This window comes from Pyxidicoccus sp. M15 (assembly GCF_056858435.1).
This window is the reverse complement of sequence record NZ_CM166495.1, coordinates 6,541,383-6,566,139: the sequence shown is the minus strand read 5'-3', so window position 1 is coordinate 6,566,139 and position 24,757 is coordinate 6,541,383. Positions and strand designations below refer to the sequence as shown.

The following is a 24,757-nucleotide window of genomic DNA, read 5'->3' as shown; positions in this document are numbered from 1 at the left end:
GGGCCTACAGCTCGCCAAGCATGGACGACAGCTTCTCCTTCAAGCCCAGGTGCGCAGCTGCGGTCTCCAGCATCCGCCGCTCCTTGCGGTCGATGCGTCCGTCCACCATCGCAATCTCCACGATGTTGCGGAGGATGAGCTCAGCCTCAGGCGAGCCGCGCGGCACCAACCTCTCGAAGAGCTGCGTGCCCGCGCCCAGCGCCATCTCCACGTTGGACCACTCCACGCCCCAGCGCTCCGAGCACAGCTTGAGCAGCTTGCGCTCGCTGGACGACACCTCGCCGTCGGCCGCGGCGATGGCCGCCATCATGTAGAGCAGCCGCTGACGCTCCTGCACGTCCATGACCACGTCGGCGCCAGGAGCAGGCACGCGCTCTCGTTCCCTCTCGGTGCTCACGGCCTTGCGGAGCACATTGGCTTGGTACCGCTGGTCCTGCTCCACGTTCCACGCCTCGTAGGGCAGGGCGGACGCCAGCACCCAGTCCCGCTCACCGGTGCCCAGTTGCGTGTTGCAGAAGTCGCACGTGGTGGCGGCACTGTCGGTGAGCGTCGCGTTGCAGTTGGGGCAGCGGTCCGTGGACATACCGTTCTCAGCGTTCGTCTGCGCGCCATGCCTGCGCACCAGCGAGAAGATGAATCGCTGCGGCACCGTGGGCAGCTTCGGAGGCTTCTCGTTCAACGGGCCCACGCCCATGCGCGCGCTCCAGCGCACGTCCACGTGCGCCACGTCGTACCCCTGTGGATTCACCTGCAACGCGCAGACATCCACCGCGCCCACCGCGCACTCCAGGAAGACGCGGCGCCGGCCCTTGCGGCGCAGCTCCTCCAGCTCCGAGCCCAGCCGCTGCACGGCCTCCGAGTTTGCCACCTTGGACAGCGTCTTCGCCTCGCCGCGGCTCTGCGAGTCAATCCACTTCCAGAACAGCAGCGACGCGCGGTCCTCCAGGATCTCCAGGTTGAGCGCGGGGTCCGCGGCACGCGCCTCGCGCAGGCCGTCCACCGTCTTGTGGTAGCGCACGTGCTCCACGCCCTGCGTGATCTCCGACAGCGTCCAGTCGTAGTTGCCGGAGTTCACCACCGCGTTGCAGTACTCGCACTTGTTCGCCGCACCGCCGGCGAACGGGGCGCCGCAGTTGGGGCACTTGCCCTGGTACAAGTCCTCCCCCAGCTTCGTCTGCGCACCGGGCTTGCGAACGAAGGTCCACACCTCGGTGAAGGCCTCACCAGGCACCTTGCGCGCCGCATCCGTGGCCTGCGCGTCCGTGAACGAAGCCGGCACATCCGTGTCCCGCATCCGCGCCTGGACGCGCAGCTGGATGCTGTCGAACCACTGGCTCTGCGTGAGGCCGATGAGCTGGAGGTCCAGAACCTGGATGTCGGTAATCGCATCTCGCACGCCCTGGGACTCCAGGAGCTTGAGCTGCACGTTGAAGCGCTGCCACGTGGCGTCCGAGAGGAACGGCCGCACCGGCGTCATGTCCCGCAGGAACCACGCCTTCTGCAGCTCCATGAAGAGCCACCGCGTCTTGTCGAGCACCGGCTGCAGCTCGAACGCGGGGTCCTTCAGCTTCAGGGCATTCACCCAGCCCTGGACGTCCCGGTGTCCCACCTGCGTGCGCCGGTCCGCGTCGTGCTGGTCCAGGGCGCGCCGGGTGGTGGCGTCCGGGTGCAGGTTGCGCTTGTAGAACCACCAGACGCCGAAGCCGATGGCGAGCAGCGGCAGCATCACCTTCGGGTAGCGGAAGACGAGCGAGAACAGCTCGTAGATGAGCCAGAAGGGGATGCCCCCGTCGCCCCCGCCATCGTCGCGAGAGGGACGGGTGTAGTGCTCGCCGCCGCCGCCCCGGGCCAGGGCCATCAGGGGGGCGAGCAGGGCCACCAGGGCGAGCGCGGAGGGCAGCCAGGGGGCCCACCGGTAGGGACGAAGCGTGAAGCGCGAGGACATGCGTCCAATGCTAACCGTTTCCGCCTTGCCAGACCCGGCTTCCCGCCGCACTCTGCCGCGTCCCAGGCGGCCCGCCGGACGGGCCCGGGGAGGGGAGCGCACATGCCGGAATTCAAGGTCGACGCACGGGGTGCCATCGAGATCTGGACCATCGACGGCGAGGGCCGCCGCAACGCCATCAGCCGGGCCATGCTGAAGGAGCTGGGCGACCTGGTCACCCGCGTGTCCTCGGACCGCAAGGTGCGCGCCGTCATCATCACCGGCGCGGGCGACAAGGCCTTCTGCGCGGGCGCGGACCTCAAGGAGCGCGCCACCATGACCGAGGACGACGTCCGCGCCTTCCTCGACGGGCTGCGCCGCACCTTCCGCGCCATTGAAAAGAGCGACTGCGTCTTCATCGCCGCCATCAACGGAGCGGCCTTCGGCGGCGGCTCCGAGCTGGCGCTGGCGTGCGATTTGCGCGTCGCCGCGCCCGCGGCGGAGATGGGGCTCACCGAGACGCGGCTGGGCATCATCCCCGGCGGTGGCGGGACGCAGCGGCTGTCGCGGCTCATCGGCGTGGGCCGGGCGAAGGACCTCATCCTCACCGCGCGCAGCGTCAACGCGGCCGAGGCCTTCACCATCGGCCTGGTGAACCGGCTCGCTCCGGAGGGGCACCTGCTGGAGGTGGCCTTCGGGCTGGCCGAGTCGGTGGTGAAGAACGCGCCCCTCGCCGTGGGCACGGCCAAGCACGCCATCGACGAGGGCACCGGCCTGGAGCTGGACGACGCGCTCGCGCTGGAGCTGCGCAAGTACGAGGACATCCTCAAGACGGAGGACCGGCTCGAGGGCCTGCGCGCCTTCGCGGAGAAGCGCGCCCCCGTCTACAAGGGCCGCTAGTTCCCCACGCGGTGCCCCCGGAAAACACCCGGGGGCACCGGCCTGGATGAACCAGACCCGTGCCCCCGGAGGACTTCTGTCAGGTCATGGACCGGAAGGCCGGGCGCCTCAGGCGCTCGCGGTCTTCTCGGGGCCGACGTTGACGCCCTGCTTGTTCATGTAGCCCATCGCCCGGTCCTTAACGGTGGTGCGCAGCTCGGTGCCCGTCTTCGGGGCGAGGAGCAGCGCCGCCACGCCACCGGCGGCCACGCCGAGGATGAAGGCGCCCAGGCCCCCCAGGCCCACCGTCGCGGGCTTGCGGGTGGTCAGCCCCACCACACGCAGGACGTCATCGGCGTCGAAGTCGTCCCACGTGTCCCGCGCCGCACGGGGCAGGTCATTGATGAGCCGCTGCGCCACGACCTTCCGGATCAGGTCGCTCTTGGCCAACCCCTTCGCCATCCACTTGGTCTTCTTCGCTGCGAACATGCGTCCCTCCTGGGCCAGATGAGTGCCGGAGGCGCGGTATTGCTCGCGAGTACGCCCCCGTTGAGGCTCCAAGGTAGGCAGGGGAGCCTTCAACGGCACCCCCCGCGCCCCCTCGTTCACACGGTGCGTCGTAAGCTGGACGTCACGACGCGCCGCACCCTCGGAGAGAAGGCAGCCAGGCGGGGACCTTTCTGCTATGTGGCCCGGGCCATGTCCCAAGACTCGAAGCTGCTGGAGAAGATCGCGCAGGTGGAGAAGGGTGGCGCGCAGAAGTACCACGCGAAGAACACGGAGGCGGGCAAGCTGTTCGCCCGTGAGCGCATCCGCCTGCTGGTGGATGAGGGCTCCTTCGTGGAGGACGCGAAGCTCGCCAACAACCTGGACCCGGAGCTGCCCTCGGATGGCGTCGTCATCGGCCTGGGCAAGGTCGCCGGCCGCACCGTGGCCATCATGGCCAACGACTCCACGGTGAAGGCCGGCAGCTGGGGGGCCCGCACGGTGGAGAAGATCCTCCGCATCCAGGAGACCGCCCGCTCGCTCCGCTGCCCGCTCTTCTACCTCGTGGACTCCGCCGGTGCGCGCATCACCGACCAGGTGGAGATGTTCCCCGGCCGCCGCGGCGCCGGCCGCATCTTCTACAACGAAGTGCACATGTCCGGCTTCGTGCCCCAGGTGTGCCTGCTCTTCGGCCCTTCCGCGGCCGGCGGCGCGTACATCCCCGCCTTCTGCGACCTGGTCATCATGGTGGACGGCAACGCCTCCATGTACCTGGGCAGCCCCCGCATGGCGGAGATGGTGATTGGCGAGAAGGTGACGCTCGAGGAGATGGGCGGCGCGAAGATGCACTGCTCCATCTCCGGCGTCGGCGACGTGCTCGTGAAGACGGAGCAGGAGGCCATCGCCGCGGCGAAGAAGTACATCGGGTACTTCCCGGAGAACTTCGGCCAGCGCGCGCCCGAGGCCCCCGCGATTGCCCCCAAGGCCAGCGGCAAGCGCGTGGACGAAATCGTCCCCGCCGACCAGAACAAGCCCTTCGACATGCATGCGCTCATCAAGGAGCTCATCGACGAGGACAGCTGGTTCGAGGTGAAGAAGCTCTTCGCGCAGGAACTCATCACCGGCCTGGCCCGCATCGACGGCATGCCCGTGGGCATCGTCGCCAACCAGCCCAAGTACAAGGGCGGCGTGCTGTTCGTGGACAGCGCGGACAAGGCGGCGCGCTTCATCTGGTTGTGTGATGCATTCAACATCCCGCTGCTCTACCTGGCGGACGTCCCGGGCTTCATGATCGGCACCAAGGTGGAGCGGGCCGGCATCATCCGCGCTGGCGCGAAGATGATCTCGGCCGTGTCCGAGGCCAGCGTCCCGAAGATCTGCGTGGTGGTCCGCAAGGCTTACGGCGCCGGCCTCTACGCCATGAGCGGCCCCGGCTTCGCGCCGGACGCCACCCTGGCGCTGCCCGGGGCGATGATCGCCGTCATGGGCCCGGAGGCGGCGGTGAACGCCGTCTACTACAACAAGATCCAAGAGCTGCCCGAGGCGGACCGCCCGGCCTACGTCCAGAAGCTGCGCGACGAGTACAAGGCCGACGTGGACATCTACAAGCTGGCCAGCGAGCTGATCATCGACGAGATCGTCCCCGGTGACAGCCTGCGTCAGGAGCTGTCCCAGCGTTACCGGCTGTACGCCCAGCGCCACCAGCCCCGTGCCGAGAAGAAGCACGGTGTCTATCCCGTCTGAGTAGAAAACCTGCTCCTTTCGCAAGCCCCCGGCCTGCGCTGGGGCGCTTTGCTATAGATCCTGCCGACACCATGGATTTCGAACTTCCTGAAAGCCACCGCGCCCTCCAATCCTCCCTCCGGGACTTCTGCGAACGCCGGGTGAAGCCGTACGCCCGTGACTGGGACAAGGACGAGAAGTTCCCGATGGAGGTCGTCCGGGAGCTGGGCCAGCTGGGCGTGATGGGCATGCTGGTCGCCGAGGAGTACGGCGGGGCGGCCATGGACTCCCTGGCCGTGGCGGTCGCCGTGGAGGAGATCGCCCGCTATGACGGCTCGCTCGCGCTCACCGTGGCCAGCCACAACGGCCTGGGCACCAGCCACCTGCGCGTCTTCGGCAGCGAGGCCCTGAAGAAGAAGTTCCTGCCCAAGCTCGCCACCGGTGAGTACCTGGGCGCGTGGGGCCTGACGGAGCCCGGCTCGGGCTCGGACGCCTCCGGCATGAAGACGACCGCGGTGCGCCAGGGCAACAACTGGGTGCTCAACGGCTCCAAGATGTTCATCACCCAGGGCACCGTCGGCGACGTGTTCGTGGTGCTGGCGGTGACGTCCCCGGCGAAGAAGCAGAAGGGCGTCACCGCCTTCCTGCTGGAGAAGGGGATGCCGGGGTTCAGCCAGCGCGCCATCCACGGCAAGCTGGGCATGCGCTCGTCGGACACGGCGGAGCTGGTGATGGAGAACGTGGAGGTCCCCGACTCGGCCCGCGTGGGCGAGGTGGACCACGGCTTCATCGACACCATGAAGATCCTCGACAAGGGCCGCATCACCATCGGAGCGCTGGCGGTGGGCCTGGGGCGGGGTGCCCTGGAGGAGTCCATCCGCTACTCGCGCGAGCGCACCGCGTTCGGCCAGCCCATCAGCGAGTTCCAGGGCCTGCGCTGGATGATGGCGGACATGAAGACGGAGATGGACGCGGCCCGGCTGCTGGTGCACCGCGCGGCGAAGCTGGCGGACGAGGGCAAGCCGTACTCGAAGGAGGCCTCCATGGCGAAGCTCTTCGCCTCCGAGGCGGCCATGCGCGCCTGCAACAAGGCGGTGCAGATCCACGGCGGCTACGGCTACACCCGCGAGTTCCCCGTCGAGCGCTACCTCCGCGACGCCAAGCTGTGTGAAATCGGCGAGGGCACGAGCGAGATCCAGCGCACCATCATCGCCCGCGAGCTCTTCAAAGGGGCGTGATGGACACCGCTCGACTGGAGGGACTCGGGCTGCAGGTGAGGGAGGACGCGGCCGGCACCGAGGCGGTGCTGGACCTGGAGTCCTCTCCGCTGGTGAATCCCGTCACCCGGGCCTTCATCCCCGAGGTGACCTTCCAGGTGATGGGGGACCGGCTCATCCCCATTGCCCCGGCGGCGGTGGTGGGGCTGGCCCCCATCCTGGTGGGGGCCCTCAGCGACGTCTCGGACATCGAGGCGCTGCTGTCGGACGCGTTCAACGAGCACATCTTCCACGTCCAGCGGCGCTCGGCGGAGCTCCAGGTGCTGGGGCTCGCCCCGCGCGTGGACCCGGAGACGCTGGAGCTGTCCTCCGAGGTGGTCGACGGCGACCTGACCGTCACGCTGGTGGCGGACCGCCTGGGCAACTTCCGGGTGGCCCGGGTGGTGCGCGGCGGTGAAGAGGTGCGCACCGCGAGCGGCCACACGCTGGAGCTGTCGGAGTTCCGGGAGCGCGTCGCGCTGACGGGCTACCTCGCCGCGCTGTTCGGCGAGCCAGCGTCCCGGCCCCAGCCCGTTCCGGTAGGCGCCGGGCTGGTGCGCTTCGCGGACATCGTGGCGAAGTTCGGGGCGGAGGCGTTGGTGCCGCCGCGCAGCAGCCTGGAGCTGCTGGCACAGCTGGAGGTTCAAGGCCGTCCCTACCGCTTCGCCGCCGCGAGGGTGGCGGGGCGCACGTTCCGGGGGCTGCTGGCGGGGGCCCAGGGCAAGGTGTGGGCGGGACGGTTCGAGCTGGATGAATTCCCCGGCATCGTCCAGATGGTGGCGGACCTGCTGAAGGTCTCTCCCGAGGCCGTGAGACTGGTGGGGCCGGACGCGCCACAGGAGTGAATGACGTTGAGTGGTTCCGAGAAACCCGGCCTCACCGAGCGCGTGCAGCTCCTCGAGTCCCGCCTGGGAGTGTCCATCTCCCGGCAGGACCTGGCGATTGAAGCGCTGACCCACAAGACGTACGTCAACGAGAACCCGGACCTGCGCCTGAAGGACAACCAGCGCCTGGAGTTCTTCGGCGACGCGGTGGTGAACCTCGCCGTCGCGGACCGGCTGTGGCGGCGCTACCCGGACGTGCCGGAGGGCTTCCTCACCAAGGTCCGCGCCCGCCTCGTGCACGAGGAGGGGCTGGCCCTGGTGGCGCGGCGGATTCCCCTGGGAGATCTGCTGCTGCTGGGCCGGGGCGAGGACAAGTACAAGGGGCGCGAGAAGAACTCGCTGCTGGCGGACGCCATGGAGGCCGTCTTCGGCGCCGTGTACCTGAGCTCGGGCATGGAGCCGGTGCTCCAACTGGTGGACCGCTTCTTCGCGGAGCTCATCGACGAGGCCGCCGGCAGCCTGGACAAGGACTACAAGACGGCGCTGGGCCAGGTCATCCACGAGCGGCTGAAGATGCCCCCGCGGTATCGGGTGGTGTCGGAGTCCGGCCCGGAACACTCGAAGATCTTCGAGGTGGAGGTCCTCATCGGCGACGAGCCCTTCGCGCGCGCCACGGGGCGCAGCAAGAAGGAGGCGGAGCAGGCGGCGGCCCGGGTGACGCTGGACATGCTCCCGCAGCGGCTGCCGCCGGGCGGCGCCCCGGCCCCGGCGCCCGCCTGTGAGCCCCGCGCCCAGGGGGAGGAGCCCTCCGCGCCGGCTCCGGCCGAAACGTCAGGGGGCGACACCCCGGCGTGAAACCGCTTGGACGGGGGAGGGGTGGCGCATAAGGTGCCCGCCGAATGAGACCCTCCTCCCTCCGAATGACGCTCGCGATGGTGGCCTGCCTGATGGCGGTGACCGCCTCGGCTGCCCCCGCCGCCTCCGGCAAGTGGACGAAGAAGGTCGAGTCCGGCAAGGACCTCTACGCCACGCTGAAGACGAGCCAGGGCGACATCGTCCTCCGGCTCTTCTCCAAGGACGCTCCCAAGACGGTGGCCAACTTCGTGGGCCTGGCCGCCGGCGAGAAGGAGTGGAGGGACCCGAAGTCGGGCGAGAAGACGAAGAAGCCGATGTACGACGGCACCATGTTCCACCGCGTCATCCCCGACTTCATGATTCAGGGCGGAGACCCGCAGGGCACCGGCATGGGCGACCCGGGCTACCGCTTCGAGGACGAGTTCCAGAGCGGCCGCACCTTCGACAAGGTCGGCCTCCTGGCCATGGCCAATGCGGGGCCGAACAGCAACGGCAGCCAGTTCTTCATCACCACCAGCATGCCCACGTACCTGAACAACAGGCACACCATCTTCGGCGAGGTGGTGCAGGGCTACGACGTGGTGACGAAGATTGGCAACGTGCCCCGCGACAACCGGGACCGGCCCCAGCCGCCGGTGGTCGTCAACCGGGTGGTGCTGAGCGACAAGGCGCCCGCGGGCGTGAAGGCGCCGGCCCCGGGGCCGAAGAAGGCCCAGGACAAGACTCCGGAGAAGGCTCCGGGCGCGACGCCGGCTTCACCGAAGCAGTAGTGGCACGGCGCGCGGGACAGTGGACCTGACACGGGCCCGTCCATCCGGCCGGGCCCCAACAGACGGGAGGGCAGCATGGGAATGATGGACGAGGCCCAGGCGGGCAAGGACCTTTACGCCACCTTCGACACCACGCAGGGGCAGATCGTCGCGCGCCTGTTCGCGAAGGACGCGCCCAAGACGGTGGCGAGCTTCGTGGGCCTGGCGACGGGCGAGCTGGAGTTCCAGGACCCCCAGTCGGGTGAGAAGACCAAGAAGCCGTACTACGACGGCATCATCTTCCACCGCGTGATTCCGGGCTTCATGATTCAGGGCGGAGACCCGACGGGCACCGGCCGCGGTGGCCCGGGCTTCAACGTCCCGGACGAGTACCAGAGCGGCCGCACCTTCGACAAAGTGGGCCTGCTGGCGACGGCCAACATCGGCCGCCCCAACACCAACGGCAGCCAGTTCTTCATCACCACGTCCAAGCCGACGTACCTCAACAACAAGCACACCATCTTCGGTGAGGTGCTGAGCGGCTACGACGTGGTGGAGAAGATCGCCGGCGTGCCGCGCGACGGGAGCGACCGCCCCCGGACGGATGTGCGCATCAACAAGCTGACCATCTCGACGACCCAGCCGTAGGCCGCCCGCCTGCCGCCCGTCCGTGCCTGAATGGCCGGGCGGCGGGGCTGTTATAGGGCGCTGTCAGACGTTCCCCCTTCGGGGCTCCCTTTTCTCGGGGACTCCCAGATCACCTCCGAAGCAATGGCCTCCCCCAAGACACATCGCAGCGGCTTCGCCGCGCTCATCGGGCGCCCCAATGTGGGCAAGAGCACGCTGCTCAATGCGCTGACTGGCGAGAAGATCGCCATCGTCTCGCCCAAGCCTCAAACGACTCGCAACCGCATCCTCGGCGTGGTGACGCGCCCGGAGGGGCAGGTGGCGTTCCTCGACACGCCCGGCATCCACCAGGCCAAGGGCGAGCTCAACCGGTACATGGTGGAGGTCGCCCTCAGTGCGGCCGAGGAGGTGGACCTGGTCCTCTTCCTCATCGAGCCGCCCGCGGGCGAGAAGCTCGAGGTGAGCCCGGGCAACCGCACCATCCTCGAGCGGCTGCAGAAGGTGGGCAAGCCCACCTTCCTGGTCATCAACAAGATCGACTCCATCCCCAAGGCGATGCTGCTGCCGCTCATCGACCTGTACCGCAACGAGTTCCCCTTCGCGGAGGTGGTGCCCATCTCCGCGCGGGAGAAGGACGGCGTGGAGCGGCTCTTCGACGCGGTGCTGGGCCACATGCCGGAAGGGGAGAACGTCTTCGACGACGACATGCTCACCGACCAGCAGGAGCGCGTGCTGGTGGCCGAGTACATCCGCGAGCAGGTGCTGCGCCACTGCCGCCAGGAAATCCCCTATTCCACCGCGGTGCTGGTGGACATCTTCGACGAGTCCGAGCGGGAGCCCCGGCCGGGCACTCCGCCGAACCAGCTGGGCGGGCTCATCCGCATCGCGGCGTCCATCTACGTGGAGCGCGACAGCCAGAAGGCCATCATCATTGGCAAGCAGGGGCAGATGCTGAAGACCATTGGCACGGACGCCCGCAAGTCCGTGCAACGCCTGCTGGGCGCGCACGTGTACCTGGACCTCCGGGTACGCGTGGAGCCGCGCTGGAGCGAGCGCCCCGAAGGCCTCAAGAAGCTGGGATACGACTGAGATGAAGCCCCTGGTTGCAATTGTCGGACGCCCCAACGTGGGCAAGAGCACGCTGTTCAACCGCCTCGTCGGCAAGCGCCTCGCGCTGGTCGAGGACATGCCCGGCGTCACGCGGGACCGCCACTACCACGACGCCGAGTGGGAGGGCCGGACCTTCACCTTCATCGACACGGGCGGCTTCGTCCCCGGCGACAAGGACTCGCTGCTCCAGCAGGTGCGCGAGCAGGCGCAGCTCGCGGTGGAGGAGTGCCACGTCATCATCTTCGTCGTCGACGCGCGCGAGGGCATCACCCCCGCGGACGACGCGGTGGCGAAGTACCTGCGCAAGAGCGGCAAGCCGGTGGTGGTGGCCGCCAACAAGCTGGACAACACCACCGGGCAGATGCAGGCGCTGGCCGCCGAGTTCTACAAGCTGGGCCTGGGCGAGGTGCAGGCCATGTCCGCCGAGCACGGCCTGGGCGTGCCGGGCCTCTTCGACGAGGTGGTGGCGAAGCTGCCCCCCAGGGAAGACGACGAGGACGCCGAGGCCCCGCCGGACGACGGCGTCATCCGCGTGTCCATCATCGGCCGGCCCAACGTGGGCAAGAGCACCCTGGTCAACGCCATCCTCAAGCAGAAGCGGGTGGTGGCCAGCGAGATTCCGGGCACCACGAGAGACCCTGTGGACTCGCCGCTGACCTACAAGGGCGAGCAGCTCATCCTCACGGACACCGCGGGCATCCGGCGCAAGAAGACCATTGCCCAGCGCGTGGAGCAGTTCTCCGTCATCTCCGCGCTGAAGACCATGGAGCGCAGCGACGTGGCGGTGCTGCTGATGGACGCCATGGAGCCGGCGGTGGACCAGGACGCGAAGCTGGCGGGCCTGGCGGAGGAGCGCGGCCGGGCGCTCGTCATCGTCGTCAACAAGTGGGACCTGGTGGACGCGGACCAGCGCCGGCAGGAGACCTACCGCGAGTCGCTCAAGTACGCGCTCAAGTTCGTGGGCTATGCGCCCATCCTCTTCACCTCCGCCCTGAAGGGCTCGAAGGTGGAGAAGGTGGTGGACGTGGCGGTGGAGCTGGCGAAGCAGTTCCGCTTCCGGGCGCCCACCCCGCAGCTCAACCGGCTCCTGGAGCACATGGTGGACAACCACCCGGCGCCCATCGTCCGGGGCAAGCCCCTGCGGCTGTACTACATCTCCCAGGTGACCACGGCGCCGCCGACCTTCGCCATTACGACGAATGCCCCCGAAGGCGTCCCGGACATGTACAAGCGCTACATCACCAACCAGCTCCGCAAGACGTTCGACCTGCGGGTGCCCATCCGCCTCATCTTCCGGGAGCGCCCCGGGCAGGCCAAGCGGCAGGCCCGCAAGAAGCCGCACCTCCAGGGGAAGAGCTGAAGCGTCACTGCGTTGACACTCGCGGCGCGCGCTCCGTACAGTGCGCCGCTCTTTCACGCTCTGCCAGGGTAGAGCAGCGTCGTATCTAGAGAGGTTGCCAGACGTGGCCGGAACCACCAAGACCGAGAAGATTCGCCAGAAGGAGCTTCGTCAGCCGGACACCTTCCAGAAGGTGGGGGTCGAGGCCAGTGACTGGCTGGCTCAGCGGCAGAAGATGATCGGCATCGCCGCGGGCGTGCTGATCCTCGGCGGCCTGGGCGTGGCCATCGCCAGCCAGGTGTCCAAGAGCGGCGAGGAGAAGGCCTCCCAGGCGCTGGGTCAGGCGCTCGCCGTCCTGGAGCGGCCGGTGGAGGGCGTGGAGCCCCCGCAGCCCGGCGACACGGAGCCCGCCTTCAAGACGCTGAAGGAGCGGGACGAGGCGCTGGTGACGGCCCTCAACGACTTCCGCAAGGCGCACGGCGGGACGCGCTCCGCGACGACGGCGGCGCTCACCCTGGGCAAGGCGCAGTTCCGGCTCGGCAACTACCCGGCGGCGCAGGAGGCCTTCGCGGCCTTCCTGAAGGACGCCCCGGAGAACGAGCCGCTGCGCGCCGGCGCGCTGGAGGGCCAGGGCTACGCCCAGGAGGCCCAGCAGAAGTACGACGACGCCAGCAAGTCCTTCGAGCAGATGGAGGCGGCGGGCGGCGGCGAGTACCTCACCGGCATGGGCGCGTACCACAAGGCGCGCATGCTCATCCTCCAGGACAAGAAGGAGGAGGCGGCGCAGGTGCTCTCGAAGATCTCCACGGACCACCCCAACACCGCGGCGGCGCGGCAGGCCAGCGAGCGGCTGGCGGTGCTCGCCTCGGAGGGTGTGAAGGTCCCGCCCCCGGCGCCTCCGGCGGCGCCGGCCACGGGTCAGGACGCGGGGTAGTACGGACTTCATGAAGGAGCGGCTCGTGAGCTGGAAGCGTTGGCTGGGTGGCGCCGCGGTCGCGGGGCTTCTGGGAGGATGCAGCACGGCGCCGCTCTACACGAACCCGGAGCTGCCCCGGCCCGCGGCGTCGCGGCCGTTGGACTACTTCTCGGTGAACTGGTGGGCCCCGCTGGCTCCGCCCACGCGGCTGGAGTACTCGCCGCGCGAGGTGGCCTCTCCGGCGTACGACGCGGACAACAAGCACGTCATCGCGCTCACGCGGGACGGCTACGTCCGCGCGGTGGGCTCGGACGGCAAGGTGAAGTGGTCCTTCCAGACGGCCGTCCGCTTCAACGCGGGCGCCCGGGTGAGCGAGGGCGTCGTCTACGTTCCCGGTGGGGACGGCGTGCTGTACGCGCTGGACTCGGCCACCGGCGAGGTGAAGTGGAAGTACACCGCGGGCGAGTCGCTGGCGACGGTGCCGGTGCTGGCGGACGGCCTGGTGCTGGTGGCCTCGGAGAGCGACACGCTCTTCGCGGTGAAGGCCGCGGACGGGGTGTGGGCTTGGCAGTACCGGAGAGATCCTCCGTCCGGCTTCACCATCCGTGGCGCGTCCACGCCGCTGGTGCACGAGGGCACCGCCTACGTCGGCTTCTCCGACGGCTTCCTGGTGGCGCTGAGCCTCTCGGATGGCAGCGCCTCGTGGGAGAAGTCGCTGTCCGGCGCGGGCACCCAGTTCCTGGACGTGGACACGCCGCCGGTGATGAACGAGGCCGGGCAGCTGTTCGTGGCCTCGTACAAGAACGGCATCTTCGCCCTCGAGGCGGAGACGGGCGACATGGTGTGGAACACCACCGTGGGCGGCGTCACGTCGCTGCTGACGCGGGGGCAGATGGTCTTCGCGTCGGGTGACGGCCGGGTGGACGCCTACCTGGCGGACAGCGGGAAGCTGCTCTGGTCCCTGCCCCTGGGGGAACGGGCGGCGTTCGCTCCGGTGTTCGCCCAGGGAATGCTGCTCGTGCCCATCCAGCGCTCGCTGCTGTTCCTGGACCCGAAGACGGGCAGGTCCCGGCTGGCGTGGAACCCGGGGGACGGCATCAGCGCGACGCCCTTCGTCCGGGGCAAGCAGGTGTTCGTGCTGTCCAACAACGGCTTCCTGTACGCCCTGGACGTGAACAGGATTCGCGGGTGACGGTGGTGGCGACCAGGACGGTCCGCGTCGTCGCGGCACTGATTCCGGGGCTCGAGGACGGCAGCCGGTTCCTGGTGCAGCAGCGGCTCCCCGGCGGAAGCCGGGCCCTGCTGTGGGAGTTCCCCGGCGGCAAGGTGGAGCCCGGGGAGTCCGACGAGGCCGCCCTGGCCCGTGAGTGCCGCGAAGAGCTGGACGTGGAGCTCTCCGTGGGCCGGCGGCTGTGGGAAGGCCGGCACACGTACCCGGACCTCACGGTGGAGCTGGTGCTCTATGCCGCCCGGATGGTGACGGGCGAGCCGAAGCCGCTGGGCGCCCACATGCTGGCGTTCCACACGCCGGCGGAGATGCAGGCCCTGCCGTTCTGCGAGGCGGACATCCCGCTGCTGAACGACCTGGTGGCGGGAAGGCTGGGCTCGCTCGATTGATGCTGCAGCGGACCTTCCAGCACATCCCCGGCGTGGGGCCCTGGCGGGAGAAGGACCTGTGGTCCCGAGGCATCCGGACCTGGGACGACTTCCCGGCGGCCGGCACCGGGGTGGCCATCAGCAAGAAGACGGACGACGTCGCCCGGGCGCGAATCGCGGAGGCCCGTGAGGCGCTGGAGCGCAGGGATTTGCGCAAGCTGGCGGAGCTGCTGCCGCCCCGCGAGCACTGGCGGCTGTACCCGGCGTTCCAGGACGACGCCGTCTACTTCGACATCGAGACGGACGGGAAGGACGCGCAGGCGCCCACGGTGGTGAGCCTGTTCGACTCGCGTGGGCTGCACGTGTTCATCCAGGGCCGGAACATGGACGCGCTGCCGGAGGCGATGGCGGAGCGGCGGCTGTGGGTGACGTTCAACGGCTCGTGCTTCGACGTGCCAGTGCTGCGGGACTACTTCGGGCCGGGGCGCTTCCCGGTACCGGACGCGCACATCGATTTGCGCTTCGTCACGCGGCGGCTGGGCATTGGCGGCGGGCTGAAGGAAATCGAGGGGAAGATTGGCGCCGAGCGGCCGCAGCACCTGAAGGGCGTCAACGGGTACGACGCGGTGCTGCTGTGGCGGGCGTACCTGCGCCGCGGGGACGTGGAGGCGCTGCGGTACCTCGTCGAGTACAACCTCTACGATTCGTTCCAGCTCCGGACGCTGATGGACTTCTCGTACAACCGCGGCGCGGACGAGCTGAACCAGGACGTGCCCCGAGTGCCGGTGTTCGACCGCGGCGACGTGCTGTACGACGTGAGCAAGATCATCCTGGACCTGGGGCCCACCGAGAGGGATTTGCACACGCTCGCGAGGGTCCGGGCCATGGAGCAGGATTCCTGAGCGGGTAGGGTGCCAGGTCGTGCAAGGTGCCGGTGCTTCGCTCCTGACGAAGTGAAAGGCCCCGCATGCTTCCCGCCGCCGCCCTCGTCGCCTTTGTTGCGCTCAGCGCCGCCGCCCAGTCCCCCTCATCCCCGGTGGGCCCCGTGTCGCCCACCACGGGAATGGTGCTTCGGGACGACGTGGTGCGAGCCCTCATCCACGAGAGCTCTGGCGACCGCATCCACGACAACGTGCAGCGCATCTCCCTCCTCGCCCGCGACACCCAGGGGGGCTATGCCGAGGCCGCCGTCTGGATGAAGGCCGCCGCCGAGGCCGCGGGGCTGCGGGACGTGCGGATGGAGGCGATGAAGGACGGCCCCCAGTGGCGCGCCACCCGTGGCGAGCTCTGGGTGGCGGGCCCCCACCGGTACCGGGTGACGTCCTACGACGACCTGCCCATGTCCCTGCCGGCGGGCAGCGGCAGCTTCGAGGGCACGGGCCTGGAGTTGGTCGACGCGGGCACCGGCATGCAGGACGCGGACTTCGCGGGCAAGGAGCTGAAGGGCAAGGTGGTCCTCGTCCGCGGCCCTCCCGGTTTCGCCGTGCGCAAGGCGGTGGGCGAGCGTGGCGCCGTGGGCGTCATCTCCTCCTATACGACGCCGCCCTGGAACACCCCCCACCGCATGGACGGTGACTTCCCGGACCAGGTGGGCTGGGCGCAAGTCTCCTCGAAGCTGCTGCCGCCGGGCACGCCGATGCCCTTCGTGTTCATGGTGTCGGACCGCCAGGGGCGCGAGCTGCGCGCCCAACTGCAGGCAGGGCCGGTGAAGGTGGACGTGAGCGTCGCCACCGAGACCTTCGAGGGGCACTACAGCATCGTCAGCGGCGTCATCCCCGGCACCCGCGCCGGAGAGGAGGTCGTCCTCACCGCGCACCTGGACCACTACAAGCCCGGGGCCGACGACAACGCGTCGGGGGCGGCCACCCTGCTGGAGATGGTGCGCACGTACACCTCGCTCATCCGTCGTGGCGTGCTGCCGCCGCCGGTACGCACCCTGCGCGTGCTGTGGCTGCCGGAGTTCGAGGGCACCCGCGACTGGTTCTCCCACCACGCCGGGGACCCGGTGCGACGGGTGGCCAACTTCAACTTCGACATGCTCGGAGCGAGCCTGACGCGGACCCACTCGCGCTTCCTCGTGACGTACACGCCGGACTGGAACGCAAGCTTCGTGAACGCGGTGTCCGAGTCCACGGTGGCCTTCATGAACCGCTTCAACGGCGTGGCCTACCCGCCGCGGAAGGACTTCCGCATCGGCTCCGTCACCGGCTCTCGCGATCCGCTGGACGTCCACATGGAGCGCTACAGCCGCGGGTCGGACCACCAGCTCTTCAACGACCACGGCATCCCGGGCGTGTCCTTCACCACCTGGCCCGACGACGGCTACCACACGAGCGGCGACCGGACGGAGAACGTGGACCCCACCCAGCTGCACCGTGCCGCCTTCGCGGGCCTGGCCTCGGTCACCGTCGCCGCCTGGGCCGACGGTCCGGGAGCCCTGGAGCTGGCGCGCCTGGTGGCGGTGCACGGCGGGCGGCGCGTGGCGGAGGACGAGTTCACCGCCCGCGGCGACCTGGCCGCGGCGCCCGCCGAGCAGCTGCCCGGTGCCTACCGCCTGGCCCGCGCCGTGGTGCGCGCCGGCTACCAGCGCGAGCGAGAGGCCCTGCGCTCCTGCCTTCCCCTGGGCGCGACCGCCGCGCCGGTGCAGGCCATGGCGAAGGCGCTCGAGGCCGCCGAGAGCCAGGCCCTGAAGCGCCTGGAGGCGGACGGCAAGGCGCGTGGCGCGTCCTTGAAGGAACCGGCGCCCACCGAGGCCGAACGCCAGGCCCGGGCCTTCGTCCCGCGCCGTGTGAAGGGGCAGGAGCTGGCCTCCTTCGACGAGGTGGCGGGCAAGGTCGGCCCGGAGAGCCAGGCCCGGTTGGCCGCCGTGCAGGCCGTGATGACCGCCGCGACCACCGCCCTGAGGGAGCGTGGCGAGGACGAGCTACGCTTCTTCCAGCTGCCGGACGCCATCGCGAGCTACGCCGACGGCAGGCGCTCCGTGGCGGACATCCGCGACGCGGCCTATGCCGAGTACGGCCACGCCTTTCCCGTGGAGGCCCTCATGGACCTCTTCGGGCTGCTGGAGCAGGGCGGCATCATGACGCGTGCCCGCTGAAGGTGGCCTCGCCGGGGCGCGTAAAGGACGCGGCGGCGGTGAAGCTCCAGCAGGGCGTGCCCCCGGACAAGCGGCGCTACGCGATGGGCGCGAAGTGGCCCGGGGCATGCGGTGGCGCCGGGCGATGTGAGGTGCCCGCCATAGGCTCGAAGTGGCCCGGGGCATGCGGGGGCGCCGGGCGATGTGAAGTGCCCGCCATCCCGGACGCGGTCCGGTGGAATGCGCCGGGGGCCCGTTTGTAGGTTCTGGGGTCCACGACGGAGGAACGCATGAGCGACCCGATGAATCCGACGCCCGCAGGAGCCTCGCCGCCGCCGCCCTCGGAGCCGCCGCGAGGCTCTCGGGCGAAGACGCTGGCCGTCGTCCTCCTGCTGGGCGGGCTGGCGCTGGTGGCTTCGTACTACGGGCTCCGACGGCAGGCTCGCCCGCCCGAGGTGGTCAGCGCTCCCGTGGTCGACGCGGGGCCCGCCGCACCGCCTGTGGAAGAGGCCTCACTGCCAGAGAGCGACGGCCGCGTCCGGGATTTGATGGGCCGGCTCTCGGGCGAGCCCGAGTTCGCGAAGTGGCTCCAGGAAAAGGACCTGGTCCGGCGCTTCACCGCGGCGGTCAACAACGTGGCCGAGGGCGCCAGCCCGCGGATGGTCCTGGGGTTCCTGGCCCCGGCCGGTGGCTTCGAGGTCTCCCAGATCGACAGGGCGACGACCATCATCGACCCGCGAAGCTACGGGCGCTACGACCTGGTGGCCCGGGTGTTCGGCTCGCTGGACGCACAGGCCGCGGGCAGCGTGTACCGGGAGCTGAAGCCGCTGATCGACCAGGCCCACCGGGAGATCGCACCGCCGGGCCAGCCGTTCGACAAGACGTTCAGCCAGGCCATCCAGCACCTGCTGGCGGTTCCGGTGCAGGAAGGGCCCGTGGAGGTGAAGCCGCAGGGCGCCCTCTACGCGTATGCGTCGCCGGAGCTGGAGGGCCTGAGCCGCGCCCAGAAGCACCTGCTGCGAATGGGGCCGGAGAACATGCGGACCCTCCAGGCGAAGCTTCGCGAGCTGCAGAGCGCTCTGGGGCTGCCTCCGGTGGCCGAGCGCTGAACGGCGGATTGCCGGCAGGGCGCCCAGGAACATTCTTTCGGCCAAAAAGAACATTCTTTCGGGCCGAAAGGGCGCCAAAGAACATTCTTTTGGGCTCAGGAACATTCTTTCGGATCCGGCGGGTGCCAGAAGAACATTCAGGGCGCCGGGTGGCACATGGCCGGGCTACTTGCGTTTCTTCTTCTTGGCCGGCGGAGGCGGAGGAGCCAGCTTTTCCTTCTCGCCAGCGACCTGGAACGGGGCCCGGAGCTCTTCGACGTCGCGGCCCAGGGCGTCGGTGAAGCCCGAGCCGCTCTGGGCGTCGACGACCAGCGTGTACTCGAAGCCCGTTTTCAGGGGCTGCGGAAGGTTGATGCGGTACACGACGCCGGCATCGGATTCCTCGACGTCATCGTCGGAGACCATGGCGCGCTCGGCCTCGTCGAAGAGCCGGACCCGGTAGTTCCGGAGGCCCACGGAGCTGCGCAACTCGAGCGCCGACGTGGGCTCGATCAGCGGCTTTTCATCCGGCGCGAGCGAGATCTCAGCCAAGCCGGCATCCGGGGACTGGTAGGTCAGCGAGAACCGGGCAGGCGGAGGCGTCGCGGGAACCTGGACGGCCTCGGCGGTGCCGGCATCGGCCGTGGCCGCCGGCTTGTCGGGGCAGCCAGCCAGCATGAGGGCGCCGCAGCAGGTGACACCAGCCAGGCCGAATCGAAGGAAGCGCATGGGCCGGTCACGGTATGCGCGTGAACGGGCTCCGGAAAGCACGGAGTGCCATGCAAGCAGGCGAGCCTCAGGCGGAGTGCCGGACGCGGAACACGCCGTGGTCCGGAGGCCGGGAACCGGGCCCGGAGCAGCCCGAAACGCCCCAGGTCTCCCTCTGTCGGAACGTCCGATAACATGCGTTATGTAAACTAAGCCTCTGCGCGACCAGGGGCCCTGAAATCCAGCTCCCCAGGCCGGGCCAGCCGGGCCTCCCCGCCCCGGCGAACCCGCGCACAGCGCCTGTTCCGCACGGTAGAACCGCCGCATGAACTGCTTCCGCCACGCCCCGGCCGCGGCCGTGGGCATCTGCAAGAACTGCCAGCGCGGCGTCTGTCCCGAGTGCCTGACGGACCTGGGTGACGGGCTCGCCTGCCGCGGCCAGTGCGAGGCGAAGGTCCAGAGCCTCAACGCGCTGCTCAGCCGGTCCCCCGGCGCGTACTCCGCCGCGGGCTCCGGGTACCGCATCGTCGGCGGCCTCTTCGGCGTGGTCGCGGTCCTGACGCTCATCGCGGGGCTGGACGCCGTCAGGACCAAGGGCTGGCTGAATGTCTCCATCGTCACGGCGCTCGTCTTCGCCATCTTCGGCGTGATGTTCTTCCGCCTGGCACGCCGCTACCGGCCCACGTGAGCCGCTGCCAACCGCTGCCGCTCGAGGAGCCTTCCCAGGTCCGGACACGGTGATCCCGGAACCGACGCACAACGCACCGCGCCAGCCCCGCCAGGTTGCTTGTCCGCGCCCTTCCGGCACGCCGTATCGCGCGACCTTGGCGACCCAGCTCCGTTGATTCTTCCAGGGCCCGGAATTCGCACTGCGCATCGAGCAATTACGAGGGAAACCGACGTAGCGCCTCCGTGCGGTGGCGTGGAATCGAATCACCGCTCGCCTGTTCCGTGCGCCGGGAATTATTCCCGGCTTTTTACCGGCTTGACCCAGCCGGGGGAGTCCCGCAGAACGCGGCCGTCCCCCGGTTCTGGAAAGGACCTGTTCATGAAGCGCTTGTTCGTGATTGCCACCCTCCTAGGTGCGGCGCCCGCGCTGGCCGACGAGGGAATGTGGACCTACAACAACTTCCCCGCCGCGAAGGTGAAGGAGAAGTACGGCTTCGAGCCGACGCAGCAGTGGCTGGACAAGGTGCGCCTGTCCTCGGCGCGGCTCGCGGGTGGCTGCTCGGCCAGCTTCGTGTCCCCCGAGGGCCTGGTGATGACCAACCACCACTGTGCCCGCGGCTGCATCGAGCAGCTCTCCACGGCGAAGAAGGACTACATCGCCAACGGCTTCTACGCGAAGACGCAGGCCGAGGAGAAGCAGTGCCCGGCCATGGAGATCAACCAGCTGGAGAGCATCACCGACGTCACCGAGACGCTGAACAAGGCCACCCAGGGCATGTCCGGCAAGCAGTACGCCGACACGCTCAAGGGGAAGATGTCCGAGCTGGAGCAGACCTGTTCCGCCGGTGACGCCAAGGTGCGCTGCGACGTCGTCACGCTGTACCAGGGCGGCAAGTACAACCTGTACAAGTACCGCCGCTTCCAGGACGTGCGCCTGGTGATGGCCCCCGAGCACGCCATCGCCTTCTTCGGCGGCGACCCGGACAACTTCGAGTTCCCCCGCTACGACATGGACATGACGTTCCTGCGCATCTACCAGGACGGCAAGCCGGTCAGCACCAAGGACAACTACTTCAAGTGGTCCGAGAAGGGCGCCAAGGAGGGTGAGCTCACCTTCGTGTCCGGCAACCCCGGCCGCACCTCGCGCGGGCTGACGGTCGCCGAGCTGGAGATGCAGCGTGACGTCGTCCTGCCCAAGACGCTCATGTTCCTCTCCGAGATTCGCGGCCTGCTGACGGAGTTCCAGAAGCGCGGCCCCGAGCAGAAGCGCATCTCCAACAACATGCTGTTCGGCGTGGAGAACGGCCTCAAGGCGAGCAAGGGCCGCCACGAGGCGCTGCTGGACAAGAAGTTCTTCGCGTCGAAGGTCGCCGCGGAGCAGGAGCTGCGCAAGAAGGTCGACGCCAACCCGGAGATGAAGAAGAAGTACGGCGCGGCGTGGGATGAGATCGCCAAGGCCCAGGAGCAGCTCGTCAACATCCGCAAGGAGCTGGGCTTCATGGAGCAGGGCCAGGGCCTGTCCTCCTCGCTGTTCAGCGTTGCCCGCACGCTGGTGCGCGCCTCCGAGGAGCTGCCCAAGGACAACAGCCAGCGCCTGCGTGAGTTCAACCAGGCCGGCCTGCCCGCCCTCAAGGCCCAGCTGTTCAGCCCCGCCCCCATCTACCCGGAGCTGGAGATTGCCCGCTTGGCCTTCGGCCTCACCAAGATGCGCGAGGAGCTGGGCGCCGACCACCCGTTCGTGAAGAAGGTGCTCGGCAAGGAGTCCCCGGAGACGCTGGCCACCCGCGTCATCAAGGGCACGAAGCTGCGTGACCTGAAGGCGCGCCAGGCCCTGTTCGACGGTGGCAAGGCCGCCGTGGACGCCTCCAAGGACCCGATGATCGAGCTGGCGAAGCTGGTGGACCCGGATGCCCGCGCGGTTCGCAAGAACTACGAGGAGAACATCGAGGCCGTCGTCCGCAAGAACAGCGAGCTCATCGCCAAGGCGAAGTTCGAGGTCTACGGCACCAACCAGTACCCCGACGCCACCTTCAGCCCGCGCCTGTCCTACGGCTCGGTGAAGGGCTACATGGAGGACGGCAAGCAGGTGGCTCCCATCACCCAGATGGCCGGCACCTTCGAGCGCCACACCGGTGAGGACCCGTTCGCCCTGCCCCAGTCCTGGCTGAAGTCCCAGAAGATCCTCAACGGCAGCACGGGCATGAACTTCGTCACCACCAACGACATCATCGGCGGCAACTCCGGCTCGCCCATGATCAACAAGGAGGGTGAGATCGTCGGCTTGGTGTTCGACGGCAACATCCAGTCGCTCGGTGGCGAGTACGGCTTCGACGAGAGCGTGAACCGCACCGTGGCCGTCCACAGCGACGCCATGATCGAGGCGCTGCAGAAGATCTACGGCGCCACCCGCGTCCTCGAGGAGCTGCGCCCCGGCAGCACCAAGGTGCCGCCCGTGAAGACCAACCCGGCGGGGTGAGTCGTCCCGCGGGATAGGGGCCCGGGCTTTCACGCCGGGCCCTGAAGCACGAAGAGGCTGCCCGGAGTGAACCCGGGCAGCCTCTTTGCTTTCACCCTACGTCCGCCCTACCCGCTCACTCCCATTCAATCGTCGCGGGCGGCTTGGAGGAGATGTCGTAGGTGACGCGGTTGATGCCGCGCACCTCGTTGGTGATGCGCGTGGAGATGCGCTCCAGCACGGGGAACGGCAGCCGGGCCCAGTCCGCCGTCATGCCGTCCACGCTGGTGACGGCGCGCAGCACGCAGGTGGACTCGTAAGTGCGCTCGTCGCCCATGACGCCCACGCTCTGCACGGGCAGCAGCACGGCGAAGGCCTGCCAGACCTCCTTGTAGAGGCCGGCGGCGCGAATCTCCTCCTGGACGATGGCGTCCGCGCGCCGCACCAGGTCCAGGCGGGCCTCGGTGACTTCGCCCAGGACACGGATGGCCAGGCCCGGGCCGGGGAACGGCTGGCGGGACACCATCTCGTCCGGCAGCCCCAGCTCGCGGCCCAGGGCGCGGACCTCGTCCTTGAACAGCTCGCGCAGCGGCTCCACCAGCTTGAGCTTCATCGTCTCCGGCAGGCCGCCCACGTTGTGGTGGCTCTTGATGGTGACGGACGGGCCCTTGTACGAGACGGACTCGATGACGTCCGGGTAGAGCGTGCCCTGCGCGAGGAACTCCGCGTCCTGGATGTCGCGCGACGCCTCCTCGAACACAGCGATGAACTCGCGGCCGATGATCTTCCGCTTCTTCTCCGGGTCCGTGACGCCGGCGAGCTTCTCCAGGAAGCGGGCCCGCGCGTCCACCGTCTTGAGCGGCACGTGGAAGCGGTCCACGAAGAGCGCCTCCACCTGGGTGCGCTCGCCCTGCCGCAGCACGCCGTTGTCCACGAAGATGCACTGCAGGCGCGGACCGATGGCCCGGTGCAGGAGCAGCGCCGCCACGGAGCTGTCCACGCCGCCGGACAGCGCGCAGATGACCCGGCCGTGCTCACCGACCTGGCGGCGGATGGTCTCCACCGCCTCGCCGATGAAGCCCTTCATCGTCCACGAGCCCGTCACCTTGCAGTCGTTGAACAGGAAGGCGCGCAGCATCGCCTTGCCCTGCGGGGTGTGGACCACCTCCGGGTGGAACTGGAAGCCGTAGAAGGGCTTGCTCGCATGGGCGGTGGCGGCGAAGGGCGAGTTGCCGCTCCGGCCGATGGCCTCGAAACCGGGGGGCAGCTCGTCCACCCGGTCGCCGTGGCTCATCCACACCTGCACCCGGTCGCCCACGTTGAACTCGGCGAAGGGGCCGCGGCGGGCGAGCACCTCCACCTCCGCGTTGCCGAACTCGCGGTGCGCGCCGCGGTCGATGCGGCCGCCGAGCAGCTTGGCGATGAGCTGGAGGCCGTAGCAGATGCCCAGCACGGGCACCCCGGCGTCGAAGACGAACGGGTCACAGCGCGGGGAGCCGGGCGCTTCCACGGATGCCGGCCCTCCGGAGAGGATGATGCCGCGCGGAGCGAAGCGGCGGATGTCCTCCGCCGGGAGGTCCGGGCGGTGGATCTCGCAATACACACCCAGCTCCCGGACGCGCCGGGCGATGAGCTGCGTGTACTGACTCCCGAAATCGAGGATCAGGATCTTCTCGGCGTGCAGGTCCACCGGGGGTCTCCAAGGGGGGCGTCGTTGACGGCTGGGGGCCCTTATCGCTACAAACTTCGGGAAATCAACGCCCAAGTACCTTCAATTGTTCGAGGTCTGGATGCTCCGCCGCCTGTCCGCCCCCACTGCTGTGACGTTGCTCCTGCTGTCCGCCCCAGGTTGCGTGAAGGAGATCACCTCGGATGAGCGGCTGGACCGAGAGACGCAGAACCTCGCCGTGAAGGACACCCCCGGCGCCGCCGAGCTCCAGAAGCTGACCTGTGACGACACCACCGACGCGCTCGGCAAGGCGCGCAACGTGAACCGTCCGGAGACGGACCGGCTGGTGGACTACATCGAGCTGTACTCCTCGCTCCGCAAGCGCACCACCACCTTCGAGGAGGCGATGAACCGCAACCCGGACCTGAGCTACCGCGAGGGCAGCCAGCAGCTCGTCAGCGCCAAGGACACCTGCATCCAGCAGACCGCCGACGTGCGCGTGGAGTTCGAGACCTACATCCGTGAGCTGGTGGACGTGCCCACCGTCCAGGAAATCAAGGGCGGCAACACCGTCACCATCGCCCGGCTCGACTTCAACACCCTGCGCCAGGCGATTGAGACGCTGGAGCCGGACGACAAGGAGTCGCTGCTCACGCGCGTGGCCAACGCGGAGAAGAAGGTGGCCCCGGCGTCGGCGCCCCCCTCCGAGGAGCCCGCCACCACCACCGGCGGTCGCAAGCGCGGCAAGTAGTCCGCGAGCCCGCTTCCGCTGGAAAAAAGGGCCCCGCCGCGAGGCGTGGGCCCTTCTT

General features: G+C 69.1%; 22 protein-coding genes. 18 read left to right on the top strand and 4 right to left on the bottom strand.

The annotated features are described in order from the left end of the window. Positions 1–4: 4 nt before the first annotated feature. Positions 5–1,945, bottom strand: coding sequence for a TIM44-like domain-containing protein (locus tag ACX9TP_RS24455; RefSeq protein WP_482973026.1), 1,941 nt, complete (start codon positions 1,943–1,945; stop codon positions 5–7). 102 nt (positions 1,946–2,047) lie between these two features. On the opposite strand from ACX9TP_RS24455, the gene ACX9TP_RS24450 reads away from it, so the two are divergent. Further along, positions 2,048–2,824, top strand: a complete 777-nt coding sequence (locus ACX9TP_RS24450) for an enoyl-CoA hydratase-related protein (protein ID WP_482973025.1) — start codon at positions 2,048–2,050, stop codon at positions 2,822–2,824. Between the two features lie 108 nt (positions 2,825–2,932). Here ACX9TP_RS24450 and ACX9TP_RS24445 read toward each other — a convergent pair whose 3' ends face one another. Next, positions 2,933–3,292 carry a YtxH domain-containing protein gene (locus ACX9TP_RS24445; protein WP_482973024.1) on the bottom strand — a complete coding sequence of 120 codons (360 nt, stop codon included), beginning with the start codon at positions 3,290–3,292 and terminating at the stop codon, positions 2,933–2,935. A 210-nt stretch (positions 3,293–3,502) separates the two neighbouring features. Here ACX9TP_RS24445 and ACX9TP_RS24440 point away from each other — a divergent pair, with 210 nt between their 5' ends. The 14 genes from ACX9TP_RS24440 to ACX9TP_RS24375 all read left to right on the top strand — a co-directional run bounded on the left by ACX9TP_RS24440 (position 3,503) and on the right by ACX9TP_RS24375 (position 18,468). Further along, positions 3,503–5,032 carry an acyl-CoA carboxylase subunit beta gene (locus tag ACX9TP_RS24440; protein ID WP_482973023.1) on the top strand — a complete coding sequence of 510 codons (1,530 nt, stop codon included), beginning with the start codon at positions 3,503–3,505 and terminating at the stop codon, positions 5,030–5,032. A 71-nt stretch (positions 5,033–5,103) separates the two neighbouring features. Beyond that, the gene (locus ACX9TP_RS24435; RefSeq protein ID WP_482973022.1) at positions 5,104–6,249 is read left to right on the top strand and encodes an acyl-CoA dehydrogenase family protein; all 1,146 of its coding nucleotides are present in this window, start codon (positions 5,104–5,106) and stop codon (positions 6,247–6,249) included. Further along, positions 6,249–7,112, top strand: a complete 864-nt coding sequence (locus tag ACX9TP_RS24430) for a hypothetical protein (RefSeq protein ID WP_482973021.1) — start codon at positions 6,249–6,251, stop codon at positions 7,110–7,112. Before ACX9TP_RS24435 ends, ACX9TP_RS24430 begins: the two co-directional genes overlap by 1 nt. Further along, positions 7,113–7,946 (top strand): ribonuclease III, encoded by an 834-nt coding sequence (rnc, locus tag ACX9TP_RS24425; protein WP_482973020.1) that lies wholly within the window; start codon positions 7,113–7,115, stop codon positions 7,944–7,946. Positions 7,947–7,990: 44 nt separating this feature from the next. Further along, a complete protein-coding gene (locus tag ACX9TP_RS24420) occupies positions 7,991–8,716 on the top strand; it encodes a peptidylprolyl isomerase (protein WP_482973019.1) in 726 nt (241 codons plus the stop codon). Positions 8,717–8,758: 42 nt separating this feature from the next. Next, positions 8,759–9,343: a peptidylprolyl isomerase gene (locus ACX9TP_RS24415; protein ID WP_482982213.1), complete on the top strand. Its 585-nt coding sequence runs from the start codon at positions 8,759–8,761 to the stop codon at positions 9,341–9,343. 123 nt (positions 9,344–9,466) lie between these two features. Next, positions 9,467–10,411, top strand: a complete 945-nt coding sequence (era, locus tag ACX9TP_RS24410; protein ID WP_267862598.1) for a GTPase Era — start codon at positions 9,467–9,469, stop codon at positions 10,409–10,411. Between the two features lies 1 nt (position 10,412). Next, positions 10,413–11,792: a ribosome biogenesis GTPase Der gene (gene der, locus ACX9TP_RS24405; RefSeq protein ID WP_482973018.1), complete on the top strand. Its 1,380-nt coding sequence runs from the start codon at positions 10,413–10,415 to the stop codon at positions 11,790–11,792. A gap of 103 nt (positions 11,793–11,895) precedes the next feature. Further along, positions 11,896–12,705 carry a tetratricopeptide repeat protein gene (locus tag ACX9TP_RS24400; RefSeq protein ID WP_482973017.1) on the top strand — a complete coding sequence of 270 codons (810 nt, stop codon included), beginning with the start codon at positions 11,896–11,898 and terminating at the stop codon, positions 12,703–12,705. 25 nt (positions 12,706–12,730) lie between these two features. Continuing rightward, positions 12,731–13,879: an outer membrane protein assembly factor BamB family protein gene (locus tag ACX9TP_RS24395; RefSeq protein WP_482973016.1), complete on the top strand. Its 1,149-nt coding sequence runs from the start codon at positions 12,731–12,733 to the stop codon at positions 13,877–13,879. Beyond that, the gene (locus ACX9TP_RS24390) at positions 13,876–14,304 is read left to right on the top strand and encodes a (deoxy)nucleoside triphosphate pyrophosphohydrolase (protein ID WP_482973015.1); all 429 of its coding nucleotides are present in this window, start codon (positions 13,876–13,878) and stop codon (positions 14,302–14,304) included. The genes ACX9TP_RS24395 and ACX9TP_RS24390 overlap by 4 nt, the downstream gene beginning before the upstream one ends. After that, positions 14,304–15,185, top strand: a complete 882-nt coding sequence (locus ACX9TP_RS24385) for a ribonuclease H-like domain-containing protein (protein WP_482973014.1) — start codon at positions 14,304–14,306, stop codon at positions 15,183–15,185. The genes ACX9TP_RS24390 and ACX9TP_RS24385 overlap by 1 nt, the downstream gene beginning before the upstream one ends. A gap of 65 nt (positions 15,186–15,250) precedes the next feature. Beyond that, the gene (locus ACX9TP_RS24380; RefSeq protein ID WP_482973013.1) at positions 15,251–17,380 is read left to right on the top strand and encodes a M28 family peptidase; all 2,130 of its coding nucleotides are present in this window, start codon (positions 15,251–15,253) and stop codon (positions 17,378–17,380) included. A 269-nt stretch (positions 17,381–17,649) separates the two neighbouring features. Further along, entirely contained in the window at positions 17,650–18,468 is an 819-nt protein-coding gene (locus tag ACX9TP_RS24375; RefSeq protein ID WP_482973012.1) for a DUF3014 domain-containing protein, read from the top strand. Positions 18,469–18,633: 165 nt separating this feature from the next. Here ACX9TP_RS24375 and ACX9TP_RS24370 read toward each other — a convergent pair whose 3' ends face one another. Then, the gene (locus ACX9TP_RS24370; protein ID WP_482973011.1) at positions 18,634–19,176 is read right to left on the bottom strand and encodes a hypothetical protein; all 543 of its coding nucleotides are present in this window, start codon (positions 19,174–19,176) and stop codon (positions 18,634–18,636) included. 304 nt (positions 19,177–19,480) lie between these two features. Between ACX9TP_RS24370 and ACX9TP_RS24365 the strand changes: the two genes are divergently transcribed. Beyond that, on the top strand, positions 19,481–19,843 hold the full coding sequence (locus tag ACX9TP_RS24365) for a hypothetical protein (RefSeq protein WP_482973010.1): 363 nt from the start codon (positions 19,481–19,483) through the stop codon (positions 19,841–19,843). 360 nt (positions 19,844–20,203) lie between these two features. Next, complete coding sequence (locus tag ACX9TP_RS24360; RefSeq protein WP_482973009.1) at positions 20,204–22,300, top strand: S46 family peptidase; 2,097 nt, start codon at positions 20,204–20,206, stop codon at positions 22,298–22,300. Between the two features lie 115 nt (positions 22,301–22,415). Here the strand turns inward: ACX9TP_RS24360 and guaA are convergent, their stop codons facing one another. After that, on the bottom strand, positions 22,416–23,969 hold the full coding sequence (gene guaA / locus ACX9TP_RS24355; RefSeq protein ID WP_482973008.1) for a glutamine-hydrolyzing GMP synthase: 1,554 nt from the start codon (positions 23,967–23,969) through the stop codon (positions 22,416–22,418). 100 nt (positions 23,970–24,069) lie between these two features. Here guaA and ACX9TP_RS24350 point away from each other — a divergent pair, with 100 nt between their 5' ends. Beyond that, positions 24,070–24,699: a hypothetical protein gene (locus tag ACX9TP_RS24350; RefSeq protein ID WP_482973007.1), complete on the top strand. Its 630-nt coding sequence runs from the start codon at positions 24,070–24,072 to the stop codon at positions 24,697–24,699. The last annotated feature ends 58 nt before the right edge of the window (positions 24,700–24,757 follow it).